Genomic DNA, 26,023 nt, shown 5'->3' on the forward strand with positions numbered 1-26,023 from the left:
CATATCAACTGATGACAAAGTGGTTATTTCAGCCAACCACTTGCGGGCATAGCTTGCACCCGTCCGACCGAGCCATCAACCATGAAGCGCCAACCGCCCTCATCGCTGATCGACCCACGCTTTTTCGTGCTGTGCCTGGCGCTGCTGCTGTGCCTGCCGGGCAGTTGCCACGCGCAGGACGAATCCTCCGCGACCGAAGTGCCGCAGACCCGCGAGAACGCCTGGTGGACCGGCCCGATGATGGCCAATTCGGCCGAAACGCTGCCGCCTGGCCACGTGCTGCTCGAGCCTTATCTCTACGACGTCACCAGTCGCGGCGTGGACAGTTTCGGTTCGCGCACGTACATGAATTACGGCGTGGCCAACAACTTCACCATGGGCATCATTCCGGTGTTCGGCTACAACCGCGTCAGCGGCGCGCCGAACAGCAACGGCGTGCAAGTAGGCGACATCACGGTGCAGGCGCAATACCGCCTGCGGCAGTTCCACGAAGGGAGCTGGCTGCCCACCGTGGCCATCCAGGTGCAGGAAACCTTTCCCAGCGGCAAATACGATCGCCTCGGGAATCGCCCCGCCGACGGCCTCGGAAGCGGCGCGTACACCACGACCATTGGCCTCAACACGCAGACGTATCTGTGGATGCCCAACGGCCGCATCCTGCGCGTGCGCTTCAATGTTTCCCTCTCGTTTTCATCGAGCACGGATGTGGAAGGCGTAAGCGTGTACGGCACCGACGCAAACTTTCGCGGCCACGCACGCCCCGGCAACAACGCCTTCGCCAATGCGTCGTTCGAATACAGCCTCACGCGGAACTGGGTGCTGGCGCTGGATGTGATCTACAACCACAACAGCAGTACGCACGTGGGCGGACAGGAATTCGCGAACAACGATCCCTTTCCACCCGACACACCGCTGGGCGCCAAGTCCAATCGCTACATCGGGTTCGCGCCGGCCGTGGAATACAATTGGTCGCCGAACATCGGCCTGCTGCTGGGCGTGCGTGTCATTCCCTCGGGCAACCGCACTACGTCGTCCGTCACGCCTGCGATCGCTCTCAACTACGTGCACTGAGGAAATGACCCCATGAAGCGTTTCCGCCTGATCGCTGTTGCCGCCTTGCTCACTGTCACCGCCGCGGTAGCAGCGCCGGCGACGCATCCCCTGCCGAGCTTCGTCGGCCTGGCCATCGCCGACAAGCATCGCCCCGAGGAAGATCGTGCGCTGGATGAGCAGCGCAAACCCGCCGTCGTGCTCGGCTACACCGGCATCAAGCCCGGCGATGTCGTGGTGGATCTGATGCCCGGCAAGGGCTATTACACGCGCCTGTTCAGCCGCATGGTCGGCAGCAAGGGCAAGGTCTACGCGCTGCAGCCCGCCGAGATGGACAAGATCGCGCCGAAGGGCCTGGAAAGCGTGCGCAGCTTCGCCGGCAAGGAAGGCTATGCCAACGTCAGCGTGCTGGTGGAACCGGTGAACGAACTGAAGTTGCCCGAACCGGTGGACGTGATCTGGACCTCGCAGAACTACCACGACCTGCACGATCCCTTCATGGGCGCGCCGGACATGGCCAAGCTCGACAAGCGCCTGTTCGATGCGCTGAAGCCCGGTGGCATCCTGATCGTGCTCGATCACGCCGCGGCCGATGGCACCGGCATCACCAAGACCAACGACCTGCATCGCATCGACCCGGCCGCGGTGAAGAGCGAGCTCACCGCCGTTGGCTTTCAGTTCGATGGCGAAAGCGATGCGCTACGCAATCCTGCCGACGATCACACCAAGGGCATCCGCGATCCGTCCATCAAGGGCAACACGGATCGCTTCATCTACAAGTTCCGCAAACCCTGAGCTGCTTCACTTTGTCCGGCGCACTTCACCGTCCCCCTGCTGCGTGCCTTCGTTCCTGATGAAATCGACGAAGGCACGCAGTGGCGCCGGCATGTGCGTGCGGCTGGGGTAGTACAGCAACGGGCCGGTGAAACCTTGGCACCAGTCTTCGAGCACCGGTTCCAGCGCACCGCTTTCCAGCTGCGGCTGCAGGAATTCCTCGAAGGTGTGGATGATGCCCAGGCCCGCCACGGCTGCCTCCACTTCCATCTCGATGGTGGACGCGAGCAGGGGGCCATCGGGACGGATGCGCACGGTCTTGCCGCGACGCTCGAATTCCCATGCCGCAATGACACCACTGGGAAAGCGATGCCGGATGCAGGCGTGATTCACCAGGTCCTGCGGTTTCGCCGGTCTTCCACGCTCTGCCAGATAGGAGGGCGATGCTGCCGCCACGAAACGCTGCGTGCGCGGCCCGATGGGCATCGCGATCATGTCGCGTTCCACGCGTTCCTCATAGCGAATGCCCGCATCGCAACCCGCCGCCAGCATGTCGACGAAGGCATCGTCGGTGATCACATCGAGCGTGATGCCCGGATGCGCTTTCAGGAAACGCGTGGCGATGGGTGGCAGTACATGCCGCGCCACGATGGAAGGCACGTTGAGGCGCAGCGTGCCCGTGGGGCTGTCGCGGTACGCGTTGATGCTGTCGAGCGCACCACCGATGTCGCCGATCAGCGGCGCTAGCCGATCGAGCAAACGCTGCCCGGCTTCGGTGGGCGTGACGCTGCGCGTGGTGCGATTGAGCAGGCGCACGCCAAGGCGTGACTCCAACCGGCGCAATGCGGCGCTCAGTGCAGAGGCGGAAACATTGCCCTGCAACGCAGCGCCGCGAAAACCGCGGGCGCGCGCCACCGCGATGAATGCTTCGATATCGGCGAGGCCAAGCTCTTCCATTGTGCGGATTCCGGCACAGGTCGTACGGATAGGACCGGATTATCGTACACCGGACGCTACGCCATACTTCCCCTCGAACCGATCCCCCCGCCTGCTGCGGCCACCCTCTGGAGATTCACCATGCAACACCGTCAACTTGGCGCCACCGGTCCCCGCGTTTCCGCCCTCGGCCTGGGCTGCATGGGCATGTCGGGCATGTACGGACCTTCCGATCGCGCCGAAAGCATCGCCACCATCCACGCCGCGCTCGATGCAGGCATCGCCCTGCTCGATACCGGCGATTTCTACGGCATGGGCCACAACGAAATGCTGATCGGCGAAGCGCTGAAGAACGTGCCGCGCGAGAAGGCCCTCATCAGCGTGAAATTCGGCGCGTTGCGCGATCCCGCCAACGGCTGGGGCGGCAACGACACGCGTCCCGCCGCGATGAAGAATTTCCTCGCCTATACGCTGCAGCGCCTGGGAGTGGATTACATCGACGTCTATCGTCCCGCGCGGCTCGACCCCAACGTGCCCATCGAAGACACCGTCGGCGCCATCGCCGACATGGTGAAGGCAGGCTACGTGCGCCACATCGGCTTGTCGGAAGTGGGCACGGAAACCATACGCCGCGCTGCGGCCGTGCATCCGATCGCGGATCTCCAGATCGAATACTCGCTGATCTCGCGCGGCATCGAGGACGGCATCCTGCAGACCTGTCGCGAACTGGGCATCGGCATCACCGCGTACGGCGTGTTGTCGCGCGGCCTGATCAGCGGACACTGGGACAAGAACAGCACGCGCAAGGGCGATTTCCGCGCCATCAGTCCGCGTTTCCAGGCGGGCAACGTCGACCACAACCTTGCGCTGGTTGACGCGCTGCGCACGATTGCACAAGAGAAGAACGTATCCGTGGCACAGCTCGCCATTGCGTGGGTTGCCGCACAGGGCAAGGACATCGTGCCGCTGGTGGGTGCGCGTCGTCGCGATCGACTGCAGGAAGCGCTCGGTTCGCTCGATGTTTCGTTGAGCGGCGATGATCTGGCCGCCATCGAAGCCGCCGTGCCGAAGCATGCCGCTGCCGGCGAGCGTTACGCCGCTGCGCAGATGGCGCACCTGGATAGCGAGCGCGCGCACGCCCACTGATGGCCTGCGTGGCCACATCGCTGTATCGATGTGGCCACCACGCAACACCACCGGGCGCGGCCTATACTCGACGGCACCGATCCGTCGAGAGCCGATCATGGGATTCCTGCAAGATCCGCCGCAGCTCGCTCATCCGTATCGTGAAGACCCGCTGCTGCGCGCCATGCTTCGTCGCGCGCTGCCGCCCTCGCGCCTCGCCGCCATCGAACCTGACCTGCAGGCGCTGGGCGACTACGCCGTCATGGAATGGGAACGCGCCTGCCGCAGCACGCGTCGCAAGCCCGTGCTCACGCAGTGGGATGCGTGGGGCAACCGTGTCGATCGCATCGAGCTCACCGAGGCCTGGCGGGAAGGCCCGCACATCACGACCAAACACGCCGTACTCGCCGCCGGCCACGAAGCGCATGAGCATGCGCGGCTGGAAGAATTCGCACGCGCCTACCTCTATCACGTGGCCAGCGAGTTCTACAGCTGCCCGCTGGCGATGACCGATGGCGCGGCCACCGCGCTCAAGGCCTCGGGCAACAAGGCGCTGATCGAACGCGCGCTGCCGCATCTGCTCAGTCGCGACGCATCGACGTTCTGGCTCAGCGGCCAGTGGATGACCGAGAACGCCGGTGGCTCGGACGTGGGCAACACCGAGACCATCGCGCGGCAGGATGCGTCGGGACAATGGCGCCTCCATGGGCGCAAATGGTTCAGCTCGGCCGTGGTCGGCGAAATGGCGCTGGGCCTCGCGCGCCCCGAAGGCGCCGGCAGCGGCCCGGGCGCGCTGGCGCTGTTCTACGTCGAGACGATGGATGGCGAACGTCGCAAGCCCGAACTCATCATCGATCGCCTGAAGGACAAGCTCGGCACGCACGAGCTGCCCACGGCGGAAATCCATCTCGATGGCCTGCCCGCGTGGCCGCTCGGCGAATTGTCGAACGGCGTGCGGCAAGTGGCGCCGATGCTCAACATCACGCGCACGTGGAATGCCGTGGGCGCCACCGCCAGCATGGCGCGCGCGTTGTCGCTGGCGCGCGATTACGCCACGCGACGCCGTGCGTTCGGCAAGCGGTTGATCGATCAGCCGCTGCACGCGCAGACGCTGGCTGACATGCAGGCGGAATTCGAAGGTGCATTCGCGCTCACCTTCGAAGTAGCGCATCTGCTTGGACGCGTGGAACACGGTGCCGCGCAACCGCATGAAGTCGCCCTGCTTCGCCTGCTTACGCCGCTGGCCAAGCTGTGGACCGGCAAGATGGCAGTGGAGCTGTGTTCCGAAGCGCTGGAATGTTTCGGCGGCGCCGGCTACATCGAGGACACCGGCCTGCCCCAGTTGCTGCGCGATGCGCAGGTGTATGCGATCTGGGAGGGCACCACCAACGTGCTGTCGCTGGATAGCCTGCGCGCGCTGGCCGGCGACAACCTCGGCGCCCTGCGCACGGCCATCGAAGGCTGGCTGGCCGACAGCATCGATGCGCATGCGCGCCAGGACATCCACAAGGCGCTCGACGCCGCCACCGCCTACCTGCAAAGCCGCGCCGGCGAGCGCGACGCGCTGGAGGCGGGTGCCCGTGGCCTGGCGCTCACCCTCGCCCGCTGCACCGCCGCCGCGCTGCTGGCCCGCCACGACACCTGGTCCGCACCGCACGGCGCGGCGCGTACCGGGGCCGCGCTGCGCCGCTTCGTGGCCCACGGCCTGTCGCGGTTCACGGCGGCCGACGCCACCGATACCGCCCTGCTGCTGGGCCCGCACTGAGCACGAAAACGGCCCAGCCGCTAAAATGCCCGCTTCCCCACCCTGGCGACTTCCGACCATGCAGCATCTGACCATCGTCACCACCGGCGGCACCATCGACAAGATCTATTTCGACGACAAGTCGGACTACAAGATCGGCTCGCCCCAGATCGGCGACATCCTCAGCCAGCTCGGCGTGGCCTTCCAGTTCGATGTGATTCCGATCCTGCGCAAGGACAGCCTGCACATGAACGATGAGGACCGCGCGCTGGTGCGTTCCACCATCGAAGCGCAGCCGCATCGCCACGTGCTGGTGACGCACGGCACCGACACCATGGTGGAAACCGCACGCGAGCTGGCCAGCATCAAGGGCAAGGTGATCGTGCTCACGGGCGCGCTCAATCCCGCGCGCTTCCAGGGTTCTGATGCGGTGTTCAACATCGGTTGCGCCGTGGCCGCCGTGCAGACGCTGCCCGATGGCGTGTACATCACCATGAACGGTCGCGTGTGGGATCCGTCCAAGGTGCGCAAGAACCGCGACGCGAATCGCTTCGAGGAAAGCAACGGCTGATTTGCACGTATAACGACGAAAGAAAAAAGGCCCGGTCATCGTTGACCGGGCCTTTTGCTTTTGCACCACGCGAACGCGCGGTTACTGCACGTTGAGGTTCACGTCATCGAGCACGAACGAGGTCTGCTCCGACGAATCCTCCGTGCCGGTGAACTTGATCGTCACCGTCTGGCCGATGTACGCACTGAGATCGAAATTCGCCTGCGCGTAACCTGCCGCCGCGTTGAGGTTCGAGTACGTCACCAGCGTCTTCAGCAGCGTGCCGCTACTGTTGAGCACCTGCACGGTGAGCTTGTCGTACGCGGTGGTCTTGGTGGTCTCGGCGGTATCGATGTGCAGGTAGTACGTCAGCGTGGCCGAGGTCTTGCCGCTGGGGATGGTCACCTTCTGCGACGCGGTGTCGGTGTGTGTGCTGCCGTAGCCATCCAGCCATACGAACCAGGTGCCGGCATGCGCCGTCTCGCCGCTGCAGGTGCTGTTGCTGCAGAGCGCGCCGGAGCTGATCGTCCACGGAGTAGCCGTGCCGGTTTCGAAGCCGGGATTCACGAGGAGCTGCGACGGCGTACCGCCGCTCGTCACCGTCACCGACGAGGTCTTGCTCGAAGTCTTGGCGCTGACGCCATCGGTCACCGTCTCCGTCACGCTGTACGTGCCGGCCGCGGCATAGGTGTGGCTCGGGCTTGCCGTGGTGGAGGTGCCGCCATCGCCGAAGGTCCATGCATGCGCGGAGATGCTGCCGCCCGTATCGGTCGAACTGTCGGTGAAGTTGGCGACGAGGCCATTGGTGACGAAGCTGAAGTTCGCCGTCGGCGTGCCGCCCGTGCCACCCCCACCACCGCCGCCCCAGTACTGGGTGACGTAGCTGTTGAACTTGGCGATGTCGAGCGAGCCCCAACCGGTGGCGTTGTCATAGCCGGCCTTGGCGGTGTAGCCGTTGCCGCTGTAGCCGTTGTTGCCCGAGGTGACGTCATGCAGCGGCGTGGCGTCGGTGGGGAAATGCGCGTACATGTTCTGCGTCGGCAGGCCCAGCGTGTTGTTGTTCGCCGAGAGGATGCGCGCCCAGATGCCGACAAAGATCGGCGAAGCCAGGCTGGTGCCGCCGATCTGGTAAGTCTGGCCCTGGATCACGATGTTCGCGCCGGTGGATTGCGCGGCATCGAACGCCACGTCGGGCACCTGGCGCTTGGTGACCGACGAACCCAGCGCGGTGGTCTGCCAGCTCGGTGCGGCTTCAAACAAACTCACGCCGCCGCCGGTGGCCCACAGGCGCTTGTTGTTGTCGCCATTGTTCGGATCGACGGCGGCAAGCCCTTCGTTCCACACCGTCTCGCCTGACCACGTGGTGCCCGTGGTGCTGAGCGTGGTACCGCCCACCGCTACCACGTTCGGCGAACTGGCCGGCTCGCTGACGGAGTAATGGGTGAGCGAGATTTTCACGGTGCCCGCGGAGTTGGCGACGTAACCCGGCGCGCCTTCGGTGGGATCGCTGGACCACTGATACACGCCCGCATCGCCCGAGGCGATGGAGAAGGTCTGACCCTGCGCTACCGCCTGCGCGAAGATCGCGTCGTCCGCCGATTGCGTACCGGAGCTGTTGGCCGCCGATTCGTCCTCGCCCAGCGACACGTTGATCACCTTCGCCGTGTTGTCGGTCACCGCGCGGTTGTACGCCGCGGTGATGGCCGCATCGGTGAGGCAACTGTCGTTGGCGCAGTTGGGCGCGGTGTAGAAGATCAGCGTGTTCACGCCGCCCGAGGTACCGGTGATGGTCTGGCTATCCAGGTTCCATTCGCCGTCGCCGTCGGGATCGTCCGCATAGGCCTGGCTGCCGGTCTTCACCACTTGCGTGTTCACCGTGCTCATGCCGGCGCCGGTGGTGAAGGTCTTCAAATCGGCAATGGTCTGGGTCATGTCACCCCAGGTGATGATGCCGACCTTGGTAGTGGATGCCGTCGGCGTGCTGCCGGCGTCGTAGATCGCCGGGAAATCCTTCGGGCTGTGCGAGGTCTGTGCCGCCGCGGCCAGGATGCCGACGTTGTTCGCGTTCGCATGCACCGGCCCCACGATGTGATGCATGGTGTGCGGCACGTTGAGGTTCTGCAGGCCGAGCACGGCATTGACGATGCCACCGAGTGCGGCCGGCACCTGTACGGCCGAATCATTGGCGATGCGCTGCTTGCCGCCAAAGGCGAAGGTACGCATGGTGGTGCGGAAGGCTGCGTTGACCGACGTGGCATTGCCATCGGCCTCGATCAACATGTTGTTCGGCGACACCTGCACGTTGCTGAAGCCCGACTGGCGCAGATGCGCCAGCACCTGCGCCACTTGATCGTCGGTCGGCGCGTAGCGTGCCTTGAACTGCGCAGGCGTGAGGAAGTGGTGGAACTGCGCGCTGGCGGGATCGTTCACTGCATGCAGGAATGTCTCCAACTCATCCACATTGCGCAGGTTGAGGCTGAGCGCCACGTGCACCGGCCTGCTCGCTTCCAGCGGCGACACCGTCGCGGCGTCGACCGTTGGCGAGCCGTGCATGCTCAATGTCCACGTGCCGTTGCTTGCCGCGGCAGTGGTGGCGGCGGTGCTGAGCCCGGACGAGCGACTCATGGCTGCTTGCGTGCGTACGCCTACCCAAGCGTCATTGGTCGCCGCGTGCAGCGATCCAGCCATGGCAAGCGACATGGCCATCGGCAGCAGTGCCTTGCGAATTGCCTTTCCCCGCAAATCGATACGAACAGTCATTCTTGTCTCCTTGACGTTTTTGAGGACGAACCGACCCGATGCGGTGCGTTGCACCACATGCATGAAGGCGCCGCGCTAAGCGGCCTCAGGTCTCGTGACTGTGTTGCGATCCGATAGGCACCCGGACTTGCTTTCCCCCTGCCATTCCATGGAACGGCATGCCCAGGCACAGACTCGCTAAACGACGCGTACCGGGCGAAGCCCGGTATCCACGTCGCCAAAGGACCATCCGTCAACCCTCCCGCTCACGGATCAATTGACGCTAATCAAGAAAATTCGGAGCGTCAACGCAAACGGGAAGTCATGAGAAACGCCTCAAAAGCAGCAATAACCTGCGAATCAAGGGCCGTTTTCGTTTTTAGTTGCGACCGCTTGCGCAACCCATACAAAGACAGGATCGCTTTGGAATTCGACGCGATTCAAATCGTTGAAAAAAGTGGTGATGCCCGTCGCAATTTTTGCATCCGAACGCCGATGGCTATCTGGCGCGAGTTATATCGATTCGATGTCGTCTAGGTGGTTCGCTCGAAAATCGCGGATCGAAAGAGCACATGCGAAAGATATTGCGCGCACGCCAGCAACGCCTCTTCACGGCACGATGAAGAAAATTAATCATCGATAAATTCAAGCGGCACCGGTAGCGCTCCCATGGCCGGCGTTGCGATGGGGCTTAACCAAAAAGCGCCCGCCCCACGATCAACGGATCGGCCAGACCGATGGTGCGCTCGTCGCGATTGGCGTAAGCGATGCGGTTGAGGATGTGCCGCATGGCATTGAGGCGCGCCCGCTTCTTGCAGTCGGAACGGATCACCATCCACGGCGCATCGGCCGTGTCGGTGTGCGCAAACATGGCCTCCTTGGCCTTGGTGTACTCATCCCACTTGTCCAACGACGCCAGGTCCACGGGACTGAGCTTCCATTGCTTGAGCGGATGCAGCTTGCGTTCCTCGAAACGTCGACGTTGCTCCGCCCGACTCACCGAAAACCAGAACTTGAAGAGATGGATGCCGCTATTGGCCAGGTGCCGTTCGAATTCGGGTACCTGGCGCATGAATTCGTCGTACTCGGCGGGCGTGCAGAAACCCATCACGCGCTCGACGCCGGCGCGGTTGTACCAGCTGCGGTCGAACAGCACGATCTCGCCGCGTGTCGGCAGATGCTGGATGTAGCGCTGGAAATACCATTGGCCACACTCCGATTCGGAGGGCTTTTCCAGCGCGACCACGCGCGCACCGCGCGGGTTCAGATGCTCCATGAAGCGCTTGATGGCGCCGCCCTTTCCTGCTGCATCACGGCCTTCGAAAAGAATGACCACGCGCTGGCCCGTCTCGCGCACCCACGCCTGTAATTTCAGCAACTCCACCTGCAGGCGGTATTTCTGCTTCTCGTACGAACGACGCTGCATCTTGTAGCGGTATGGGTATTCGCCGTTGCGCCAGCCGGCCGAGAGTTCGTCGTCGGGGTGACGATGCCCCGTGCTGCGCATGCCCGGATCGCCTTCCAGCACCAGGCTGCGAATGCGCGCCGCGTCATCAGGCGACAATCCATCGAGCACGGTGCGCATGCTCTCGTACAGCGAATCGGCATCTTTGGCCGCCTCGCCCACGAAGATGTCTCGCGCGCCTTCGGCCACCGCCGTCTGCGCAGAGGCCACGGCATGGCCGACCGTCTGTATTTCCTTGGCATGCGGACCGCCGCCGTTGGCAGGAGGCGACAACGTGGCTGCATTCGAGCGCCTGGACGCAGCGCGACGCCCCGTCGATGAGATGGACATGGCGATTCCTTTCGGTGTTGGCGATGTTGCGCATGCGCGCGCAACATTCGATGCCCGTCGATCAGACGGCGGAGGCCTTGCGCAGGATCACGTAGATCTGATCCTTCAGGTGCAGCTTCTCTTTCTTGAGCTGCTCGATGGCCATGTCGCCAGCGGGCGTGACACCCAGCTCCATGTTCCTGATTTCCTGGTCCAGCTCGTTGTGGCGATGAAACAGGCGGATGAAGTGTGGATCACGCGATTTCAGGTCGGTGATGAGTTCGCGGTATTCGGGAAACATGCCTTGGCTCCTGGCAACGAAACAGACTGCGCTACGCAGTCTGGCGTTGCCACGAAGAGCCGGTGATGATTTGCATCAAGCGCATGCGCCGCGCGCGACCTTGCTCGCGCGGCGTCGCGCGAGGTCATCATGGTTCAAGAGAAAGAGCGCCGCCGTCGCGGCGTCAGAGCATGCCGGTTTCGAGCTTGGCCGCGTCCGACATCATCGAATGGTTCCACGGCGGATCGAACACCAGATCCACGTCCGCTTCGGACACCGTCGGGATGAGTTCGAGCTTGGTGCGCACGTCGTCGACGAGGATGTCGCCCATGCCGCAACCGGGCGCGGTCAGGGTCATCTTCACGTAGACCTTGCGCTGGTCGGGAGCCGGGTGCTCCATGCTCACGTCGTAGACCAGGCCGAGTTCGACCACGTTGATGGGGATTTCCGGATCGAACACCGTGCGCAGCTGCTGCCACACGAGCGCCTCAACATCGGCATCGCTGGCGTCGCTGGCCAGCTCGATCGGCGGCGGCGGTTCCTTGCCCAGCGCGTCGGCGTCGTTGCCGGCGATGCGGAACAGGTTGCCTTCCACGTAGACGGTGAAGCTGCCGCCCAGCGCCTGGGTGATGTAGCCGATCTGGCCGGCCGGCAGGCTCACCGTTTCCCCTTGGGGCACCATGACTGCCTGGCAGTCGCGCTCCAGGGTGAAAGGTTCGCTGCTAAGACTGAAACCGCTCATGCCGATCCTGCCGAATCTCATCGTTGGGCGGGGCAAACTGCCGCGCCAAGCTGCTCATTATGCCGGTTGACGGCCGGTCATGTCCGCCGAGATCAGGTCGGAACAGGTCAATCTCAAGGGGAACGGGGCCCAAAACCGGGGGCGGAGAGGCGCCACGGCGCGCTACTATGGCGGTTTTACGCCCGGGAAGAATCGTGTCCGCCGTCCAGTTTGCCGCTTGCCGTTCATGAACGTCCGGGCCGTTTTTTCGTTGTTGTTCGCGCTGGTGAGCGCAGTGATGCTGGGCCTGGCTGCAGGTGCGGTCTGGATGGTTCCCACGCTTTATTTGCGGCAACCGCTGCCCTGGCTCGCGCTGGCGCTGGGCTGGCTGCTGGGCAAGGCCATCCGGCACTGGGTCCGTCCTGCCGGCGGCAATGCCGCCATCCTGGCGGCGCTGGCGACCTTCATCGCGGCGCTATACGTCAACCTGCTCACGGCGGCCGCGCGCATCGCCGGCCTGATGGGCTTGGGCCTGGTCGATTCCATGCGCACGGCGGGCTTCCAGCTGTTGCTGCAGCTGGCCGAACTGGGATGCAGCCCCAGCGACGGGATCTGGTTCATCGTCGGCATGGGCATCGCCGCTTTCGTCGCGCTCCGCCAGGCTCACCCGCCGAAGGTGGGCGACTGATCCTTCAACCGTCCAAGGTCTTCAGCGCCGCTACCAGCTCGCTCGCCGCAGCCTGCCCGTCGCCATACAGCATGCGTGCGTTGTCGGCGTAGAACAGCGCATTCTCGATGCCCGCAAAGCCGGTGCCCTTGCCGCGCTTGACCACGATCACCTGCTTGGCTGCGGAAACGTCGAGGATCGGCATGCCATAAATGGGCGAGGCCGGATCGGTCTTGGCCAGCGGGTTCACCACGTCGTTGGCGCCGATCACCAGGGCCACGTCGGTCTGCGGGAACTCGGGATTGATGTCGTCCATGTCGGCGATCAGGTCGTAGGGCACGCCTGCTTCCGCCAGCAATACGTTCATATGGCCAGGCATGCGGCCGGCCACTGGATGGATGGCGAACTTCACCTTCACGCCGCGCTCGATCAGCAGCTTGGCGAACTCCCATACCTTGTGCTGCGCCTGCGCCACGGCCATGCCGTAGCCGGGCACGATCACCACGCGCTCGGCGTAGGCCATCATCACCGCCGCGTCGCTGGCCTCGATCGGTTTCTGAGCACCGGCAATCGCCTGCGCCGCACCACCGGCGGCACCAAAGCTGCCGAACAGCACGTTGCCGATCGAGCGATTCATGGCCTTCGCCATCAACTGCGTGAGTAAGGTACCGGCGGCGCCGACCACGGTGCCGGCAATGATCATCGCCTCGTTCTGCAGCACGAAGCCCTCGAAGGCCACGGCCAGGCCGGTAAAGGCGTTGTAGAGCGAAATCACCACCGGCATGTCCGCGCCGCCGATGGGCAGGGTCATCATCAGGCCGAACAGCAGCGCCAGCACGAAGAACGCCACGATCAGCGGCATGGTCAGCTGGCCGCTGGCGATCATCCCGCCCAGCACCACGGCGGCGGCCAGCACCAGCAGGTTCACCACGCGCTGGCCGGGAAAGACGAAGCGCCGGTCCAGCCAGCCCTGCAGCTTGGCAAAGGCGATCAGCGAGCCTGAAAAACTCACCGAACCGATCAAGGCACCGAGCACGGCCAACACCAACTGCGCCGCGCTGGGCGTATCGACGCCGTTGGCGGTGAACTGGCCACCATCCAGCAGGGTTACCGACTTGCCCGCGTAGCTGAACAGCTCGGCCGCGCCGATGGCCGCGGCTGCGCCGCCGCCCATGCCGTTGTAGAGGGCCACCATCTGCGGCATGGCCGTCATGGCCACCCGGCGTCCCGACCACCAGGCGGCGGACACGCCGATCAGCACCGCGGCCAGGATCAGCCCCCGGTTCTGCATGTCCGGCAGCGCGAAGGTAGCGAGCACCGCCACCAGCATGCCCACGCCCGCCCACACGATGCCGCCCCGCGCCGAACGCGGCGAGCTCATGCGCTTGAGACCGAGAATGAAAAGAAGGGCAGCGAGGAAGTAACAGGCCTTGATCACCACAGGCAGCCAGGCCATTACTTAGCCTCCTTGCCGGCATTGGGCTTGCTGGCCTTGAACATCTCCAGCATGCGTTCCGTCACCACGTAGCCGCCGGCGGCATTGCCCGCCCCCAGCAGCACGCCGATGAACCCGATGGTCATCGCGAAAGGAGTCTGTGCATGACCTAGCGCTATCATGGCGCCCACCAGCACAATGCCGTGGATGAAATTGGAGCCGGACATCAACGGCGTGTGCAGAATGACCGGTACCCGGGCGATGATCTCGTATCCCGTGAAAGCGGCCAGCATAAAGATATAAAGCGCCAGGAAACCGTCGATCATGACCCCTCCCCGCCAGGACATCGGTGTAACCGCACTATACGGTTGCGGGTCAACGCGTGCGAGCGTCGGACGTTGATGTCAGAGGACGTACCGATGGAGTCTCACGATGGCCGAGCCGACGAACCGGACGACGACGGCATGAACAGTGCCGTCTCCACGCTGGAAGCCGACCTGCTGGCCGACGACGTTCGGGCGGCGCCCGCATCCATGAACGCCTTCCTGGCCCAGGTGGAGCGCCGCGCCTTCCGCATGGCCGAGCTGAACCTGGGGCACCGCGAGGATGCACTGGACGCCGTGCAGGACGCCATGCTGAGGCTGGTCAAGCATTACAGCGACAAACCCGCCCAGGAATGGACCCCGCTGTTCTGGGGCATCCTGCGCCGGCGCATCGTGGATCTGCAGCGTCGCCGGAAGGTGCGCTCGATCATGGTGGGCTGGCTCGGCGGACGGGATGATGACGGTGAAGACCTCCCGGCCTGGGAACCGGCCGACACGGGTCCGGGCCCGCTGGAACGGTTGAACGATGCACAGTCCTACGCGGATATGGCGGCAGCCGTGAAACTGCTGCCCCAGCGCCAACGCGAAGCTTTCATGCTGCGCGTGCTGGAGGGCCTGGATGTGGCGGAAACCGCCCAGGCCATGGGATGTTCGGAAGGGAGCGTAAAAACACACCTGTCGCGCGCGCTGCAACGTTTGCGCGACCAACTGGAGGAATGGCGATGAACGCGCCTGACAACCACCTCGAACGCCGCGCCCGTGAGCTGTATCGCGAGGCTTCGCGTCACGTCGATCCCGCCGTGGCCGCGCGGCTGCGTGCTGCCCGACGCGAAGCGCTGGCCAAGGCCGACCACTCGTCGCTGGCCCACCGCCTGCTGCAACTGCTATTGCCGGCGGGTGCCTTCGCGGCCATCGCCTTCGTGGCCCTGTTCATGTCCTCCCCGGTACAGCGCCCGACCGCGGTGACGCCGAACGGCGTCACCCTGGCCGTGGACGTCGACGGCGAACTGCCGCCGGATGCCGCTGCCGCCGACCCGACGCTGTACCAGAACCTGGATTTCTACGGTTGGCTGGCCAAGAACAGCGACAGCGAGGCGAGCAGGTAACCATGCGTCGATGCCGTGTTTTCGTGTCGCTGCTTTTGGTCCTTGGACTCAGCGGCATCGCCACTACCACGTTGGCCCAGCAGTCGCCGCCGGGCGCGCAGGACGACCCCGTGCACGCGCCGCCGGGCGGTCTTTTCCCACCCGGACCACCGGGCGACATGCACGGGCCGCCGCCCCCGCCGCGTCCGTGGCAGAGCCTGTCGCCGGATGAGCGCAACATCCTCGCTCCGCTGGGCGACAAGTGGAATACGTTTCCGCCCGAGCGCCAGGCACGCATGCTCGAACGTGCACAGCAGTGGAAGTCGTTGCCGCCGGACCAGCGCGAGGCGATCCGCCAGCGCATCGACCAGTGGCAGAAGATGACGCCGCAGCAGCGCGAACAGGCGCGCGAGAACAGCAAGCGCTTCCAGCAATTGCCGCAGCAGGAGCGTGAGCAGTTGCACGCCGCTTTCCAGCGTTTCCAGCAACTGTCGCCCGATCAGCGCGAAGAGTTGCTTCGCCAGTGGCACAGTGAAATGCGCGATGGCCCGCCCATGGGGCATCCAATGGGGCCGCCCAAGGGACCGCCCGGTGGTCCCAGGCATTGAAGAAAAGCCCCGCATTGCGGGGCTTTTTTCATGAGTCCATGGGCAAATGGACGTCCATCGCATCACCCCTGGAAATGCGGCTCGCCATTGCGCGTGATGCAACTCTTGGCCACCAGCTCATCGTTGAAATCGGGCACGAGCGTGCCGCCCTGCACCAGCAGTTCGACGAAGTTATACACGTTGCGCGCATACATCTCTGAGGCATGCAGCGGCGCGCCGGCCGGAAGATTCAGCGGCCCGAGGATCGCCACACCGTTGTGCTCCACGCGCTCGCCTGGCCGGGTGAGTTCGCAATTGCCGCCGCCTTCCGCCGCAAGGTCGACGATCAAGGCGCCCGGCTTCATGCCGTCGACCATCGCACGCGTGAGGATCTTGGGCGAGGGACGACCCGGCACCGCTGCCGTGGCAACGATGACGTCCACGCTCTTGAGGTGCTCGGCCAGCGCCTGTTGTTGCGCCGCGCGCTCCTCGGCCGTCAGCTCGCGCGCATAACCGCCGCTGCCTGCCGCGCTTACACCCAGTTCGATGAATTTCGCGCCCAGCGATTCCACTTGCTCGCGCGTTTCGGGACGCACGTCGTAGCCTTCGGTTTGCGCGCCAAGACGACGCGCCGTGGCAATGGCCTGCAACCCGGCCACGCCCGCGCCAATCACCAGCACACGCGACGGGCGGATGGTGCCGGCCGCGGTGGTGAGCATGGGAAAGAATTTCGGTGACGCTTCGGCAGCGATCAACATGGCGCGATAACCGGCTACTGCCGCTTGCGAACTCAACACGTCCATCGCCTGCGCGCGCGTCGTGCGTGGCAGCAATTCAAGCGCAAACGCGGTGAGCCTGTGCTTGCCCATCGCCACGATGCGTGCCGCCGCGCCATAAGGGCGCAACTGGCCGACCACGACGACGCCGTCGCGCAAGCGCGCCCAGACGCTGTCGTCGGGCGGAAGCACGCAGGTGAACAGGTCCGCTTGCGCCAGCACGGTATCGGCGTCGGCGAATTCGACGTCGGTGTACAGCTGATCGGGGAACCCCGCCGCCGCGCCGGCCCCGCGCTCCAACAGCACGCGGACATCCTTGCCTCGCAACTTCTTCGCCACCTCCGGCGTGATCGCCACGCGGCGTTCGCCGGCAGCGGTTTCGCGCAATGCAGCCACGGTGATCGGCATCGTGCATTTCCTGCGGAAAGGGTGAGAGCATCCTATCCGATGGTCTGCCGCACCGGCCACCGGCTACTTGCGGTCCACTCGCCAAGGGAGTTAACTGGCCCGCCACCGGTCCGGAAACCGCCTTGGGCGACAGTTTCGGTGGGGTCCCGCCATGGAGATCCCGATGACTGATGTCGTTGTTCCCGATGTCCTGCTGAACCTGGCGCGCCAGGCGCGCGAACACGCGTATGCGCCCTACTCCCGCTTTCTCGTCGGTGCCGCACTGGTGACCCGCGATGGCCGCCACTTCACTGGCTGCAACGTGGAAAACGCCTCCTATGGCCTGTGCAATTGCGCCGAACGCACGGCCCTGTTCACTGCCGTGGCTGCGGGTTGCCGGCCGGGTGATTTCGCGGCACTTGCCGTGATCGGCGACACCGCCGGCCCGATCAGCCCCTGCGGCGCCTACCGCCAGGTGATGTCCGAGCTGTGCGACGAGGCCATGCCGGTGTGGCTGGGCAATCTCGCCGGCGCCGTGCAGGAAACCAGCGTGCAGGCTTTGCTGCCGGGGTCGTTCCGGCTGGCTAGCTGATAGCGCAGGAGTGAGTGGAGGTAAGTGAGAGAAAGCTGCCCTCTCTCGCTTCCCACGCCCGTTCTCTCACTCCCGCCCTCCTGCGTTAGCATCAAGGTTTGGCCTCCCCGGACCTCCCCATGTCCCATCCCCTTTCCCTGCTGCAAAACCGTCATTCGGTGCCGTCCCGCCAGCTGGGTGAACCCGGTCCCGACGCAGCCACGCTGAAAACGCTGCTCGAAGCGGCCATACGCGTGCCGGATCACGGCAAGCTCGAACCCTTTCGCCTGATCGTGCTCGAGGGCGCTGCCAAGCTTGCCTTTGGCGATCGCCTGGCCACGCTCTCGCTGCGGGTGAATCCGGACATGACCGATTCCAAGCGCGAGAAAGACCGCACGCGCTACGACTTCGCGCCGCTGGTGGTCGTGGTGGTGGCGCGCCTCGATGCCGCCAGCAAGGTGCCGGTGATCGAGCAGCAGCTTTCCGCCGGCTGCGTTGCCTACAACCTGCTGCTGGGTGCACAGGCGCTGGGCTTTGGCGCGCAGTGGCTGACCGGGTGGGCGGCGTACGATCGCGAGGCGGCCGCCATCATGGGGCTCAAGGACCATGAAAGCGTGATCGGCTTCGTGCATATCGGTACACCGCAGATCGATGTTCCCGATCGCGAGCGCCCGGTGCTCGCCGGCGTGGTCAGCACATGGACGCCATGAGCCGTCCAGCCGTCCATCTGGTTGACGGCAGTCTCTACGTGTTTCGCGCCTGGCATTCCATGCCCGACGAGTTCCACGACGTGGACGGGCATCCGGTCAATGCCGTGCACGGCTTCACCCGTTTCCTGTGCGAGCTGCTGGAGCGCGTGAAGCCCGAGCACGTGGCGGTGGCGTTCGATGCCTCGCTCACCACCTCGTTCCGCAATGCCATCTACCCCGCCTACAAGGCCAATCGCGAACTGCCGCCGCCGGATCTCGAACACCAGTTCGTGCTGTGCCGCGAAGTGACGCAGGCGCTGGGCGTGCCGGTGCTGATCGATCACAGCTTCGAGGCCGACGACCTGATCGGCAGCGCCATGTGGACCTTGCGTGGACATGGCTTCCGCAGCGTGATCGTGTCGGCGGACAAGGACTTCGGCCAACTCCTCGGCGAATTCGACGAACAGTGGGATTACGCGCGCAACCTGCGCTGGGGGCCGGCCGGCGTGCACGAGAAGCTGGGCGTGCATCCGCATCAGGTGGCGGACTATCTCGCACTCTGCGGCGACGCCGTGGATAACATTCCCGGCGTGCCGGGCGTGGGCGCCAAGACGGCCGCCGCGCTGCTTTCCCATTTCGGCAGCCTGGATGCCTTGCTCGATCGCGTGGACGAAGTGCCGTTCCTGCGCCTGCGCGGCGCGGCGAGCTGCGCGGCGAAGCTGCGCGAGCATGCGGAGTCGGCGCGGCTCTATCGCCGTCTCACCCGTATTGCGCTGGATGCTCCCGTGCCGCCCGAAGCCGATGCCTTGCGCCGGTTGCGTGGCGAAACCGAGGGCATGGATGCGCTGTGCGAACGCCTGCGCTTCGGACCGCTGACACGTACGCGCCTGAAAGCCTTGCTGACCTGACCACGCTGCCGCCACGCGCATCGCGCTAGCATGGCGGCATGCAAGGCGTGTCTTCCACGTTCCCATCGCAACGCGACGAAGCCGAGTTCCGCATGGCGGCGCATCGGCCGGGCGTGGAGCTTTATCGCGCGCACATCGTGCGTCACGCCTTCGAGCCGCACACGCACGACGGCTTTGGCCTGGGCGCCATCGAATCGGGCGTGGAGCGCTTCCGCTATCGCGGCGCGGATCATCTCGCGCCCGCCGATTCGGTGCTGATGATGAATCCGGACGAGTTGCACACCGGCCGCGCCGAAACCGAAGGCGGCTGGCACTACCGCATGGCGTACATCGAGCCATCGGTCGTTGCCGATGTCACGGGCGAACCGGCGTGGTGGTTCAGCGACGTGGTACGCGAAGACGTGTCCAGCGCACGTCGCGTCACTGATCTGCTTGATGCGCTGTGGCGCGCACGCGAGCCGTTGGCGTTCGACAGTCTGTTGTACGAACTGCTCGGCCAGTTTCGTCGCCATGCGCACGCAACGCGCAAGCCGCAGGATGGACGCGCGGCGCGTTTCACACCCGTGGTGGACTATCTGCACGAGCATCTTTCGCGCCGGCTCACGCTCGACGAACTCGCCGCCGTGGCCGGCCTCAGCCCGTTCCATTTCCTGCGGCAGTTCCAGTCGCAGCATCACGCCACGCCGCAACAGATGCTGATGGCATTCCGCCTCGCCGAGGCCAAGCGCTTGCTGTCGCGCGGCGAATCGCCCGCGCAGGTGGCGGCCGCCGTAGGGCTCACGGACCAGGCGCATCTCACGCGCACGTTCGCGCGCCGCTATGGCGTGACGCCGGCGCGCTATCAACGCGCCTTGCAGCGATAGCTGCGCTGCGTCAGGGCCCTTTTCCGCAATCTGGTACAAGACGGCCGCCTCGCGCGACGTCACGCTGTGCGGATGTGGACAGGCACTCTCTATGCACTCACCGCCGGCCTGATGTGGGGGCTGGTCTTCGTCAGCCCGCTGTTGCTGCCAGACTATCCGGCGGCGCTGCAATCGGTGGGGCGTTACCTTGCGTTCGGCGTGATCGCGCTGCCGCTGGCGTGGATGGACCGGCGCGCGCTGCGCGTGCTCGCGCGCGTCGACTGGCTGGAGGCACTCAAGCTCGCCGCCGTCGGCAACCTGCTGTACTACGTGTGCCTGGCCAGCGCGATCCAGCTGGCCGGCGCACCGCTGCCGACGATGATCATCGGCACGCTGCCCGTGGTCATCGCCATCACGGCGAATCTGCGCGACGCGCATCGCGATGGGCGCCTGCCGTGGTTGTCGCTGGCGCCTTCGCTGGCGTTGATCGCGCTGGGCATCGCCTGCGTGAATCGCGCGGAGATCGCCATGCTCGACCATCCCTCGGGGGCGGACCTGTGGCGCTACGCACGCGGCGCCCTGCTCGCTGCCGGCGCGGTGGTGTGCTGGACGTGGTATCCGCTGCGCAATGCCGACTGGCTGCGTCGCCATCCAAATCGCAGCCCGCGCACCTGGGCCACCGCACAGGGGCTGGCCACGTTGCCGCTGGCCTTGTGCGGCTATGCATTGCTGTGGTCGCTGATGAAACTCAGCGGCCATCCGTTCGCCATGCCGTTCGGACCGCATCCGTGGCGCTTCGTGGGACTCATGGCAGCCATCGGCCTGTTCGCATCGTGGCTGGGCACCTTGTGCTGGAACGCGGCGAGCCAACGCTTGCCGACGGCGCTGGCGGGACAGCTGATCGTGTTCGAGACGCTGGCTGCGCTTGCCTACGCCTTCATGCTGCGCGGACGCCCACCGGGCGCGCTCACGCTCGTCGGCGTGGCCCTGCTGGTGGCAGGCGTGGCGTGGGCCGTGCGCATCAAGCCACGCCCGGTGGAACTGGCGGTGGAATGACGGCGCGGTTGTGGCTGACATGAGCGCACGGCAACATGCATCACTTCGAACCTGCCGCGCGGCCACGCCGATGAATCATCCCGATACCCGCCTTCCCGCCGATGCCGATGCACCGGTGGAAACCCTTTATGTCGGCAAGTGGCTGAGCCTGCGCAAGCGCGGGCGCTGGGAGTATGCCGAGCGCAACAACCCGGGCGGCGCGGTGATCATCCTGGCGGTGACGCCGGAGGACAACATCCTGTTCGTGGAGCAGTACCGCGTCTCCATCCTCAAGCACACCATCGAAATGCCGGCGGGCCTGGTGGGCGACCTGCACGAGCACGGCGATGAAGACGCCCTGCTCGCCGCCGGCCGCGAGCTGGAAGAAGAAACCGGTTACCGCTGCGGACGTCTGGAGTTCGTCCACGAAGGCCCCTCGTCCTCGGGCATGAGCACCGAGATGATCGCCTTCGTGCGCGCCTGGGATCTGCAGAAGGTCGGCCCGGGCGGCGGCGACGAGAGCGAGAACATCATCGTCCACGAAGTGCCGCGCGCACAGGCCGGCCAGTGGCTGTTCGCCCGCGCGGCCGAGGGTTACTCGATCGACCCGAAGCTGTTCGCGGGTCTGTGGTTCATCGAGCACACGGAGTTGAAGGGCCGAATCTGAACGCAATCCGCTGCGGGTACTAAAGATTTCGGCGGGACCGCCGATGTGAGTCAGGTCGACCCATCCCAACCTGACCACATCACGGATCCCTTTATGAAGAAGACCCTGATCGCCGCCGCCCTGTTCCTGGCCGCCCCGCTGGCCGCCCATGCCGCCTGCGCTCCCACCGATTTCGCCGTGCAGGACTTCAAGATGAAGCTCGTCGGCGCTGGCGCCGCCGCCCGCCTGAGCCTCAGCGGCTCGCTGGTGAACCATTGCGCCGAAGCCGCTGCCGCGCAAATCAGCATTGACGCGAAGGACGGTGCGGGCAAGGTCATCCAGAGCAAGAAGGGCTGGCCGGCCGGCACCACCAACATCGGCCCGGGCCAGTCCGTGGAATTCGATCTGGGCCGCCTGTTCCGTTTCGACCCCGAAATGCAGCAGTACACCGTCGGCGTGGCCGACGTGCGCACCTGGTAAACCCTGTTTGGTGTAAGCCCCTACGCTCTGTTTTTTATTTTTTTCGAGGCTCCTCCCGGGGCCTCTTTTTTTTGGCCGACGCCCCACAAATGTGACGCAGTTCAAGTTTTGGAGAATTTGTCCGATATGCTTGAGTGACCCAGTCACCGCCTCATCGGAGGCCCTGCGCGCCCTCTTGGCCAAGAGGCTTCGCTGGCATCAGGGAGCGACATGCATCTAGACATTCCCACCCTGGCCCTTGTCAGCCTTCTGATGGGTATTGCCGCGTCGGTTGGTTTCACGTCGTTGATGGCGGTGTTGAACACGCAGAAGGTGCTGCGCATCTGGGTGGCCAGCATCTGGGTCAACACGCTGGGCATCACGCTGATCGGGCTGCGCAACCACATCCCCGACGTCATCTCCATCGTCGTCGGCAACGGCCTGCTGGTCACCGGCAACATTCTTGCGCTCAAGGGCATTGCCCAGCATCTGGGGCTGCCGATGCGATGGCGCTGGCCGTGCAGCCTCGCCGCGGTCTACACCAGTGCCATCGCCTGGTTCGCCTTTGCGTCGCCCAACCTGGGCGCGCGCCTGTTGGCCGGCAGCCTGCAGGCCATGGCGTTCAACTTTGCCTATGCCTACCTGCTGCTGCGCTACAGCGAACCGGACATCCGCAAGAGCTGCCGCATTGCCGGCGCCGTGCTGATGATCAATGGCCTGTTCTACCTGGCGCGCGTGTTCGTTCCGCTCGATCCGGCGTCCAGCCAGGACCTGACGATGGCAGGCATGCCGGTGGCGGCCACCTATGTGGTGGGCATTCTCGCCACGCTCGCCTCGTACTTCGCGTTGCTGCAACTCATTACCGAGCGACTGATGGTGGACCTGCGCCGCGCCGCGCGCACCGATGGCCTCACCGGCCTGCTCAATCGCAGCGCCATCGTGGCCGAAGGGCGCGCGGCGCTGGAACGTTGCCTGGAACGCGGCCAGCCGTTTGCGTTGCTGATCTTCGATCTCGATCACTTCAAGCAGATCAACGATCGCTGGGGCCACGACGCCGGCGACGCCGTGCTGCGCCACGTCACGCAGATGCTGCGCAAGGCGATCCAGTGGCCGCACCAGCTCGCCAGCCGCTACGGCGGCGAGGAGTTCGTGGTCGCGCTGCCCGGCGCCACGCTGGTGCAAGGCCTGGAGGCTGCCGAACGCCTGCGGCTTGCGCTGGCTCATTCGCATGCGCGCGTGGGCGACCAGACCATTCCCGTGACCGCGAGCATCGGCGTGGCCACGGCGCGACAGGGCACGCGTTTCGAGCATCTCGTGCGACAGGCCGACCAGGCGATGTATCGCACAAAGTTCGACGGCCGCAACGGCGTGAGCTTCGCGGGCGACCGCGATTCGCGCCTGGCCGAGGCGGGCGACACGCGCTGCTGAGTCGTGCCCCGCATGGATCGGCCGGCCTGCGATGACCGCAAAGCCGGCCGCCATCATCGTGTCGACATCCGAACCTATTTCGCCGCCTTCAGCTCAACCACCACGGCCTTGGTCGGCGCCGTTCCGGTGTTGAGGTTGCTGTGGGTCACCGGACCGCTCCACACCGCTTCGCCGGCCTTGCGTTCCGTCTCGGTCACCTTGCCGTCCGCGGTCGTCATCTTGCCCTTGCCATCCGTGACGAACACGACGACGTTGGCCGGATGCGAATGCATCGGCAACGATTCCCCGGGTTTCAGCCAGACTTCGATCACCCTCACCTGATCGTTGTCGATCACCACCTTGGTGTTCTTGGGTGCCACCTTCGCCATGTCCTGCGCCAAGGCCGTGCCTGCACAAGCGCAGGCCAGCACCAGCAACGCACACTTCATGCCGCACGGAACCGAAATAGCCATCGCACGTTCTCCCATGGTTCGACGACGTCGACAGGGCCTGGGGCGATAGCGCCCGCGAAAGCCCGCTGTTGGGGCGTCCTTGTCCCGGCGGACGAAACATCCGCGCCATCCCCTGCATGGATCCGAACGGCTATTCCCGAGAAGCCAGCACGCAATAGCGCCGCACATCGGAGTCATGTGCGCGCAAGTCGAGGGGGCGGAAGCGACGACGTGTGCGTTGAACAACGCCGGACACGAGAGACCGGGATGTTGCTCCCGGTGACCCGCAGAAACCTACGCCCCGCCCGGCGCAGCGTCAATCGAGCGTAAGGCCGAGCGTGGGCGGACGCATGATTTACGGGGTTCCGAGGCAGGCTCGGGCTTGCTTGCCTTCGCCACACTGACGCGGGACGGCATTGCCCCGTCCAAGTCCGTGCGGCGGCAACAGGCGTTCGTTGAACGCCTCCATCGGGCGGTGACCCGAACTTCAGTGCAGCACGAACAGCTTGTCGAAGCCCGCCACGCGCAGCGTGCCGCGCAGACTGGTGTCCGCGTTGACGATGCGGATTTCCGCACGGTCGGCGCCGGCATGTTCGCGCAGCAGAAGCAGCATGCCGAGCGCGGAACTGTCCATGCTCGACACCTCGCCGAGGTCGATCACGTAGCTGCGCGCGGCACGGCCGCCGAGGCAGGCGTCGTGGAAGGCGCGATGCACGGTGAAATCGAAGCGCTCGCCCATCTGCAGGGTGACGCAGTCCAGGTCGGGATCGTGGTGAACGGTCAGGCTCATCGGGGCATTACCTATGTCAGGAGTGCGATCCATCGAAGGATCACCGTGAGCGCGCCACTGCACGCTCACGGCACGTCAAATCAGAACAGTTCGATCTCGCCGGCATCCATCGAATTCTGCAACGCCGGGCCGCGCGAGCGGATGCGTGCCTTCTCGCGCTGGATGGCCAAACGATTGCGCACGCGTTCGGCGCGCTGCGCCAGCAACTCGGCATCGATGGGATTGCACGCCAGCTCCTGGATGTCGCGGGTGCATTCGGTGGTGATGTCCTGCAGTTCCACCAGGCGCTGGCGCGTCTGGTTGATCAGCTGGCTGAGGATGTCCTCGAACTGCAGCGAACGCACCGTGGTGGCGACGTCGGTGCCCAGGCCGCGGTTGATCTCCACCACTTGATCCGCCACCTTGCTGGTGCGCGCGTCGCTTTCGGTCACGTGCGCCATCATGGCGTCGATGCCGCCCTTGGCCGACAACGCCACGTTGAGGTCCTGCGACGCCATCGTGCCGACCAGGCCGCGCAGCTGCTCCATCGCGGTACGCGCGCGCTCGACGTGGCTGCCGATCTGTTCGTTGAACTGGTTGGAATGGCTCGCCAGGTTGCGGATCTCGCCTGCCACCACCGCAAAGCCGCGGCCGGATTCACCCGCACGCGCCGCCTCGATGGCCGCGTTGAGCGCCAGCAGGTTGGTCTCCTCGGCGATGGTGTTGACGTTCTTGAGCAGGCCGAACACGGCGTCCATTTCCTTCGCCATGCCATCGATGCGATAGACGATGCGCAGGCTCTCGCGCGACATCTGCACGATCATGTCGACGAAGTGCGCGAGCAGGTCGCTGGTACGCGCGGCAAAATCCTGCACGGACACGCCTTCGTTCTGGCCGTCGATGATCTGGCGCAGCAGCGACTGCTGCATGCCGGTCTTGCGCGACAGGCCGTCGAAGCCGCCGCCGAGTTCCGACACGGCATCGCGCAGCAGGTCCAGCGCCTGATGAAGTTCACGCGTGGCGTGGCCGAGTTCGTCGACCAGCGAGCTGCGCACTTCCTCCAGCGCTTCGCGCACCGGCTCGTGATGATCCAGCGATGCCTGGATCACCGGCTCGACGGCGGGCACGGCACGGCGCGTCTCGACGATCCATGCCGCGGTGAGCAGCACGATGATGACCGGACCGAGCCAAGCCGACGGCCACAACATGGTCAGGATCAGCGCGATGGCACTGGCGGCCAGGCCGGCCACGGGTCGCATGCGCACGAAGGAAAGAAAGGCATCCATAGACAT

At 65.1% G+C, this 26,023-nt stretch carries 28 protein-coding genes; 17 read left to right on the forward strand and 11 right to left on the reverse strand.

The window, feature by feature from the left end:
- Positions 1-81: 81 nt before the first annotated feature.
- Positions 82-1,071, forward strand: a complete 990-nt coding sequence (locus ABIC75_RS06825; protein ID WP_354013104.1) for a transporter — start codon at positions 82-84, stop codon at positions 1,069-1,071.
- Between the two features lie 12 nt (positions 1,072-1,083).
- Positions 1,084-1,845 carry a class I SAM-dependent methyltransferase gene (locus ABIC75_RS06830; protein ID WP_354013105.1) on the forward strand — a complete coding sequence of 254 codons (762 nt, stop codon included), beginning with the start codon at positions 1,084-1,086 and terminating at the stop codon, positions 1,843-1,845.
- A gap of 6 nt (positions 1,846-1,851) precedes the next feature.
- Here the strand turns inward: ABIC75_RS06830 and ABIC75_RS06835 are convergent, their stop codons facing one another.
- Complete coding sequence (locus ABIC75_RS06835; protein WP_354013714.1) at positions 1,852-2,757, reverse strand: LysR family transcriptional regulator; 906 nt, start codon at positions 2,755-2,757, stop codon at positions 1,852-1,854.
- A gap of 144 nt (positions 2,758-2,901) precedes the next feature.
- On the opposite strand from ABIC75_RS06835, the gene ABIC75_RS06840 reads away from it, so the two are divergent.
- The 3 genes from ABIC75_RS06840 to ABIC75_RS06850 all read left to right on the forward strand — a co-directional run bounded on the left by ABIC75_RS06840 (position 2,902) and on the right by ABIC75_RS06850 (position 6,200).
- Positions 2,902-3,906: an aldo/keto reductase gene (locus ABIC75_RS06840; RefSeq protein ID WP_354013106.1), complete on the forward strand. Its 1,005-nt coding sequence runs from the start codon at positions 2,902-2,904 to the stop codon at positions 3,904-3,906.
- A 97-nt stretch (positions 3,907-4,003) separates the two neighbouring features.
- A complete protein-coding gene (locus ABIC75_RS06845; RefSeq protein WP_354013107.1) occupies positions 4,004-5,650 on the forward strand; it encodes an acyl-CoA dehydrogenase family protein in 1,647 nt (548 codons plus the stop codon).
- A gap of 58 nt (positions 5,651-5,708) precedes the next feature.
- Positions 5,709-6,200 (forward strand): asparaginase domain-containing protein, encoded by a 492-nt coding sequence (locus ABIC75_RS06850; RefSeq protein ID WP_046973055.1) that lies wholly within the window; start codon positions 5,709-5,711, stop codon positions 6,198-6,200.
- 81 nt (positions 6,201-6,281) lie between these two features.
- Here ABIC75_RS06850 and ABIC75_RS06855 read toward each other — a convergent pair whose 3' ends face one another.
- From ABIC75_RS06855 to sufT, 4 genes are all read right to left on the reverse strand, one after another.
- Complete coding sequence (locus ABIC75_RS06855; protein WP_354013108.1) at positions 6,282-8,939, reverse strand: protease pro-enzyme activation domain-containing protein; 2,658 nt, start codon at positions 8,937-8,939, stop codon at positions 6,282-6,284.
- A 670-nt stretch (positions 8,940-9,609) separates the two neighbouring features.
- On the reverse strand, positions 9,610-10,713 hold the full coding sequence (gene ppk2, locus ABIC75_RS06860) for a polyphosphate kinase 2 (protein ID WP_354013109.1): 1,104 nt from the start codon (positions 10,711-10,713) through the stop codon (positions 9,610-9,612).
- Positions 10,714-10,774: 61 nt separating this feature from the next.
- Positions 10,775-10,993 carry a YdcH family protein gene (locus tag ABIC75_RS06865; protein ID WP_354013110.1) on the reverse strand — a complete coding sequence of 73 codons (219 nt, stop codon included), beginning with the start codon at positions 10,991-10,993 and terminating at the stop codon, positions 10,775-10,777.
- A 163-nt stretch (positions 10,994-11,156) separates the two neighbouring features.
- Positions 11,157-11,714 carry a putative Fe-S cluster assembly protein SufT gene (sufT, locus tag ABIC75_RS06870; RefSeq protein ID WP_354013111.1) on the reverse strand — a complete coding sequence of 186 codons (558 nt, stop codon included), beginning with the start codon at positions 11,712-11,714 and terminating at the stop codon, positions 11,157-11,159.
- Positions 11,715-11,793: 79 nt separating this feature from the next.
- On the opposite strand from sufT, the gene ABIC75_RS06875 reads away from it, so the two are divergent.
- Entirely contained in the window at positions 11,794-12,381 is a 588-nt protein-coding gene (locus ABIC75_RS06875) for a hypothetical protein (protein WP_354013112.1), read from the forward strand.
- 4 nt (positions 12,382-12,385) lie between these two features.
- Here ABIC75_RS06875 and ABIC75_RS06880 read toward each other — a convergent pair whose 3' ends face one another.
- Together ABIC75_RS06880 and ABIC75_RS06885 are read right to left on the reverse strand one after the other, a co-directional pair.
- Entirely contained in the window at positions 12,386-13,816 is a 1,431-nt protein-coding gene (locus ABIC75_RS06880; RefSeq protein WP_354013113.1) for an NAD(P)(+) transhydrogenase (Re/Si-specific) subunit beta, read from the reverse strand.
- Complete coding sequence (locus tag ABIC75_RS06885) at positions 13,816-14,121, reverse strand: NAD(P) transhydrogenase subunit alpha (protein WP_354013114.1); 306 nt, start codon at positions 14,119-14,121, stop codon at positions 13,816-13,818. The genes ABIC75_RS06880 and ABIC75_RS06885 overlap by 1 nt, the downstream gene beginning before the upstream one ends.
- A 138-nt stretch (positions 14,122-14,259) precedes the next feature.
- On the opposite strand from ABIC75_RS06885, the gene ABIC75_RS06890 reads away from it, so the two are divergent.
- From ABIC75_RS06890 to ABIC75_RS06900, 3 genes are read left to right on the forward strand one after another with little or no spacing between them, the layout of a single operon-like run.
- Positions 14,260-14,844: an RNA polymerase sigma factor gene (locus ABIC75_RS06890; protein ID WP_354013115.1), complete on the forward strand. Its 585-nt coding sequence runs from the start codon at positions 14,260-14,262 to the stop codon at positions 14,842-14,844.
- On the forward strand, positions 14,841-15,224 hold the full coding sequence (locus tag ABIC75_RS06895; protein ID WP_354013116.1) for a hypothetical protein: 384 nt from the start codon (positions 14,841-14,843) through the stop codon (positions 15,222-15,224). The genes ABIC75_RS06890 and ABIC75_RS06895 overlap by 4 nt, the downstream gene beginning before the upstream one ends.
- 23 nt (positions 15,225-15,247) lie before the next feature.
- Positions 15,248-15,811: a DUF3106 domain-containing protein gene (locus ABIC75_RS06900; protein WP_354013117.1), complete on the forward strand. Its 564-nt coding sequence runs from the start codon at positions 15,248-15,250 to the stop codon at positions 15,809-15,811.
- A 62-nt stretch (positions 15,812-15,873) separates the two neighbouring features.
- Here the strand turns inward: ABIC75_RS06900 and ABIC75_RS06905 are convergent, their stop codons facing one another.
- The gene (locus tag ABIC75_RS06905) at positions 15,874-16,974 is read right to left on the reverse strand and encodes an NAD(P) transhydrogenase subunit alpha (protein WP_354013118.1); all 1,101 of its coding nucleotides are present in this window, start codon (positions 16,972-16,974) and stop codon (positions 15,874-15,876) included.
- 163 nt (positions 16,975-17,137) lie between these two features.
- Here ABIC75_RS06905 and ABIC75_RS06910 point away from each other — a divergent pair, with 163 nt between their 5' ends.
- The 8 genes from ABIC75_RS06910 to ABIC75_RS06945 all read left to right on the forward strand — a co-directional run bounded on the left by ABIC75_RS06910 (position 17,138) and on the right by ABIC75_RS06945 (position 23,531).
- Positions 17,138-17,545: a cytidine deaminase gene (locus tag ABIC75_RS06910; protein ID WP_354013119.1), complete on the forward strand. Its 408-nt coding sequence runs from the start codon at positions 17,138-17,140 to the stop codon at positions 17,543-17,545.
- A 119-nt stretch (positions 17,546-17,664) separates the two neighbouring features.
- The gene (locus ABIC75_RS06915) at positions 17,665-18,234 is read left to right on the forward strand and encodes a nitroreductase family protein (protein WP_354013120.1); all 570 of its coding nucleotides are present in this window, start codon (positions 17,665-17,667) and stop codon (positions 18,232-18,234) included.
- Complete coding sequence (locus ABIC75_RS06920; RefSeq protein ID WP_354013121.1) at positions 18,222-19,121, forward strand: 5'-3' exonuclease; 900 nt, start codon at positions 18,222-18,224, stop codon at positions 19,119-19,121. Before ABIC75_RS06915 ends, ABIC75_RS06920 begins: the two co-directional genes overlap by 13 nt.
- Positions 19,122-19,159: 38 nt before the next feature.
- The gene (locus ABIC75_RS06925; RefSeq protein WP_354013122.1) at positions 19,160-19,984 is read left to right on the forward strand and encodes an AraC family transcriptional regulator; all 825 of its coding nucleotides are present in this window, start codon (positions 19,160-19,162) and stop codon (positions 19,982-19,984) included.
- A gap of 72 nt (positions 19,985-20,056) precedes the next feature.
- Positions 20,057-21,019 (forward strand): DMT family transporter, encoded by a 963-nt coding sequence (locus tag ABIC75_RS06930; protein WP_354013123.1) that lies wholly within the window; start codon positions 20,057-20,059, stop codon positions 21,017-21,019.
- Positions 21,020-21,089: 70 nt separating this feature from the next.
- Positions 21,090-21,665 (forward strand): NUDIX hydrolase, encoded by a 576-nt coding sequence (locus ABIC75_RS06935; protein WP_354013124.1) that lies wholly within the window; start codon positions 21,090-21,092, stop codon positions 21,663-21,665.
- A gap of 93 nt (positions 21,666-21,758) precedes the next feature.
- Positions 21,759-22,124, forward strand: coding sequence for a hypothetical protein (locus ABIC75_RS06940; protein WP_204637684.1), 366 nt, complete (start codon positions 21,759-21,761; stop codon positions 22,122-22,124).
- A 210-nt stretch (positions 22,125-22,334) separates the two neighbouring features.
- Positions 22,335-23,531: a GGDEF domain-containing protein gene (locus tag ABIC75_RS06945; protein ID WP_354013125.1), complete on the forward strand. Its 1,197-nt coding sequence runs from the start codon at positions 22,335-22,337 to the stop codon at positions 23,529-23,531.
- A gap of 74 nt (positions 23,532-23,605) precedes the next feature.
- On the opposite strand, the gene ABIC75_RS06950 is transcribed toward ABIC75_RS06945, so the two are convergent.
- The 3 genes from ABIC75_RS06950 to ABIC75_RS06960 form a co-directional block, all read right to left on the reverse strand.
- On the reverse strand, positions 23,606-23,983 hold the full coding sequence (locus ABIC75_RS06950) for a cupin domain-containing protein (RefSeq protein ID WP_354013126.1): 378 nt from the start codon (positions 23,981-23,983) through the stop codon (positions 23,606-23,608).
- A 466-nt stretch (positions 23,984-24,449) separates the two neighbouring features.
- Positions 24,450-24,752: an STAS domain-containing protein gene (locus tag ABIC75_RS06955; RefSeq protein ID WP_354013127.1), complete on the reverse strand. Its 303-nt coding sequence runs from the start codon at positions 24,750-24,752 to the stop codon at positions 24,450-24,452.
- A gap of 80 nt (positions 24,753-24,832) precedes the next feature.
- Positions 24,833-26,017, reverse strand: coding sequence for a methyl-accepting chemotaxis protein (locus ABIC75_RS06960; protein ID WP_354013128.1), 1,185 nt, complete (start codon positions 26,015-26,017; stop codon positions 24,833-24,835).
- Positions 26,018-26,023 lie beyond the last annotated feature (6 nt).

The organism is Dyella japonica (assembly GCF_040545895.1).
Lineage (GTDB): Bacteria > Pseudomonadota > Gammaproteobacteria > Xanthomonadales > Rhodanobacteraceae > Dyella > Dyella japonica_D.